The organism is Chlorobium sp. KB01 (assembly GCF_001975465.1).
GTDB lineage: Bacteria > Bacteroidota > Chlorobiia > Chlorobiales > Chlorobiaceae > Chlorobium.
The window spans coordinates 1-3,515 of sequence record NZ_MPJE01000058.1; the positions used below are offsets into that span (position 1 = coordinate 1).

Here is a 3,515-nt window from a genome sequence, read left to right on the forward strand (position 1 = left end):
TAGAAACGATCATTCATCATTAAACAAGGTTTGCCATGAATTACCAGATATTTCTTGACAATCATCTGCAACTGCTCTCAAAAGGAGATGCCGGAAGGCTTGTTGTGACAATGACTATCACGATGATGCTGTCATGATACTGATGCTGGGCAGTGAAGGGCAGGTGGTGACAGGTAAGGCTGCTCTCAAACAACAGTTCGGGATGTATCTCGAAAAAGTTTACCGAGGCTTTCAGTCACTTGAAAAAATTGGATTTTATGAGGATTCAATCTGCCTTGAGGCGACCATTAACACCACCGAGGGTGTTGTGCGCGTATGGGACGCGCTTTATATGAAGGATGATAAAATATACCGTCACTTTTCGGGTGTGATGCAGTAATCAAAACCATGTCATTATGAAAAAAATACTTATTCTCGCTTCCAACCTCGGTCTTTGGGGCGAAGAGCTTCAGGCACCCTGGGATGCGCTGAAAAATGCTGGATTCAGCTTGACGCTGGCAACTGAAAAAGGTATAACTCCCTTGCCGTTGATGCTAAGCATTGACAAGGATTTTATTGATCCTGTACAGAACTATAATGTCAATCCAGCACCAGTTGTAGACAGGGTTATGGAGATTCTCAAAAACGGAGAGTGGGACAATCCTGTCAAAATCGCAAATGTCAAAGCTGAGCATTTCGATGCTATGGTTATCGTCGGTGGGCCCGGTTCCCCGCTTGATCTTGTCGGAAATGCAAAGGTACACCGGTTACTGGAACAATTTTATGCTCAAAGCAAGGTAATCGGGGCTTTGTGTTATGCCGTCGGCGCGTTCGTTTGGGCAAGAAAAGAGGATGATGGCAAAAGCATCATCAACGGCAAGCAGATTGTTGCCCATCCAAAAGAGTGGGATTTTACAGGTGATCTGAATTATCCTCTTTTTGGCTCAAATCCGAAGAATCCGGGAACCGATCTGGTTACTCCGGGCTTTGTCTTCCCACTTCAGATGATCATCGAAGATGCTGTCGGAGAGAGCGGGAAGGTAATCGCTGATCCTTCAGCGAACAGAAACAAACCTGTCGTTCATTACGACCCACCTTTTGTGTCAGCTCAATCCGTAGAGTCGAGTATTGCGTTCGGTAACAAGCTTGTCGAAGTTCTACTGAAGGAGTGATCTTTTTGCTCAATGGATTATCATCGACAGATCATCTTTATTGACCTTAATACGCAAGCATAAAACAATGAGCGAACAAAACCATCTGGTTATTACCAGAATCGAACAGGGGAACGTTACGATTCATTGCTGCGCCTCTCCTGATGACGGCGAAAGGGTGAATGCCCAGATTATTGAGACAACAAATGCACTGGTTGTGGTGGATTGCATGCTGATGAGGCCTCATGCCAGTGAACTTCGTCACTACGTAGATTCGCTTGGAAAGCCAATTGATCGACTCTTCATTACCCATGCCCATCCGGACCACTGGTTCGGTATCGAGTATTTTCAGGATGTTGACAGCTATGCATATCCAGAAACGATAGAGGAGATCAAGGGATTTGCCGGGCTTGCTATCGGATTTCACAGGAGCCAGCACGGAGATCTTGTTATTGATGCGCCCATACTTCCGAACCATATCATAGAATCGGAATCGATCGTCGTTGACGGCATCATGCTGAAACTTCACAAAGTCACCGCAGCTGAAGACCTCTACATGCTGGTCGTTGAGCTGCCTTCTGAAAAGATTCTGATTGCCCAGGACCTGATCTATAACAAGGTTCATTTTTTTGTGGGGCAACGATCTCCAGACGGTACCATGTGTTTCGATGGCTGGGCAACTGCATTGCGCAAGTTCGATCACAACGCTTATGACCTTGTGCTTCCTGGCCATGGAGTTCCCTGTGACCACTTGATCATCAAACAAAACATAGAGCATCTGGAAGATATCAGGAAAATCCATTCGGTATCTACCAGGGACAATTTCATGCAGAACATTATCAATACATTTCCCGACTATGAGTTACCCTCCATGGTCGCAATGTCAGTCTATTTCCTTTACGACATGTGATGGCTCAACCATAAATACAACCATACCATCAAATCCCCCATGATGAACTATGCGAAAAAAAAAGGCTGCAGCGGTTTTCTCGGCACAATGATGCGTGCCCTGATACCTGTTGTGTTTTTCACCGTTGGCGTTGCGCCTGCAGATTCTCTTGCCAAACCTGATTCTCTGTCGGTAAAGTATGGCGCCGATTTTGGCGTTTCCACCATGTCGATGACCAATACACACTTTGGTTTGGGACAGCTGGATGTCGAGTATTATGCCAAGGATATTGCAAGGACAGAAGCATATGTCGCACCGAAGGTTGAATTCATATTGAAAGATTGCTCTCTATCATCATTCTACGGAGGCCTTCGTGCAGTGGGATCATACACCAGAGGCGATGGCGACAGCTGGGGTCTCACGGCAGGCGAACGTTATTCAGTCAGCAAGGCTCCTCAACTCGTCGGCGAAAACCTTTCACATCTCGATATCGACAAGGCCTATATCGGTTGGAGATCGGGTGAGACGATCCCGTTTGTCGACAGGGACGGTATTGATATCAGTATCGGCAAGCAGAATTTCATGCTTGGAGACGGGATGGTACTTGTTGACGGCAACGACGAAGCGAATGCACATAAGGGTATTTACTGGTTGGACCCTCGTCAGGCTTGGGAGAACACCGGCATTCTGCGAGTCAGGAAAATGCCATATTACGCAGAACTTTTCTACCTGATGACCGATCATGATGCTGGTGATGACGAAATTCTTGGCGGCAACATCGAGCTACAGGACAGCAAACACGGTAAAATCGGTCTTTCATATTTCAATGTGCTCAAATCAGCCATGGATACCAGGGATGGTACCAGCACAGTTGGCCTCCATGGCAGGGGGCACCCTCTCAATGACTTGCCCAACATGGAGATTGCCGGAGAATTCGATTACCAGCGCAATACGTTTCCTTCAAAAACGGCCAGGGCATGGTTTTCTGAAGTCAAGTATTACATACCGGAGTTGCCATGGTATCCCACCATCGGGTACCGTTACTCTTCGTTTTCAGGAGACGATGCCTCAACGGGGAGCAATGAGGCATGGGATTACATGCATAATGGATCAACACCTTACGGATTCGGTTACTGGTACCAGGGAATCGTGGTGGGTACATATGAAACCCGTCTGAGCAATCTTGACACCCATTTCTTCAACATCACGCTGATGCCGCCGCTCAAGGACAGCTGGCTGAAGATTTTCTATTATGATTACCACTTCAACAAAGCCAGCACGGCGAAACTTGACGACACTGCAGTTTCTTCAAAACGCTTCGCATCCGAATGGGATTTGATTCTGGGATATTCACCTTCCGGGAAAGTTGATTACATGCTTATCTACGGCAACGCCACTCCTCACAAAGGGGGGGTAGAGCGCGTTTTCGGCAATGACAAACATGCTGATATCCTGCAGTTCACTGTACTGATGCGCTTTTAATTGAAAATAAAGGC

4 protein-coding genes are annotated in these 3,515 nt (G+C 46.8%); all 4 read left to right on the forward strand.

Features of this window, described 5'->3' with window-relative positions:
• Positions 1-133: 133 nt before the first annotated feature.
• The gene (locus BOO20_RS06010) at positions 134-379 is read left to right on the forward strand and encodes a hypothetical protein (protein ID WP_076791360.1); all 246 of its coding nucleotides are present in this window, start codon (positions 134-136) and stop codon (positions 377-379) included.
• 16 nt (positions 380-395) lie between these two features.
• Positions 396-1,151, forward strand: coding sequence for a type 1 glutamine amidotransferase domain-containing protein (locus BOO20_RS06015; protein ID WP_198935427.1), 756 nt, complete (start codon positions 396-398; stop codon positions 1,149-1,151).
• A 67-nt stretch (positions 1,152-1,218) separates the two neighbouring features.
• Positions 1,219-2,040 carry an MBL fold metallo-hydrolase gene (locus BOO20_RS06020; protein WP_076791363.1) on the forward strand — a complete coding sequence of 274 codons (822 nt, stop codon included), beginning with the start codon at positions 1,219-1,221 and terminating at the stop codon, positions 2,038-2,040.
• A gap of 39 nt (positions 2,041-2,079) precedes the next feature.
• On the forward strand, positions 2,080-3,501 hold the full coding sequence (locus BOO20_RS06025) for a hypothetical protein (RefSeq protein ID WP_076791364.1): 1,422 nt from the start codon (positions 2,080-2,082) through the stop codon (positions 3,499-3,501).
• The last annotated feature ends 14 nt before the right edge of the window (positions 3,502-3,515 follow it).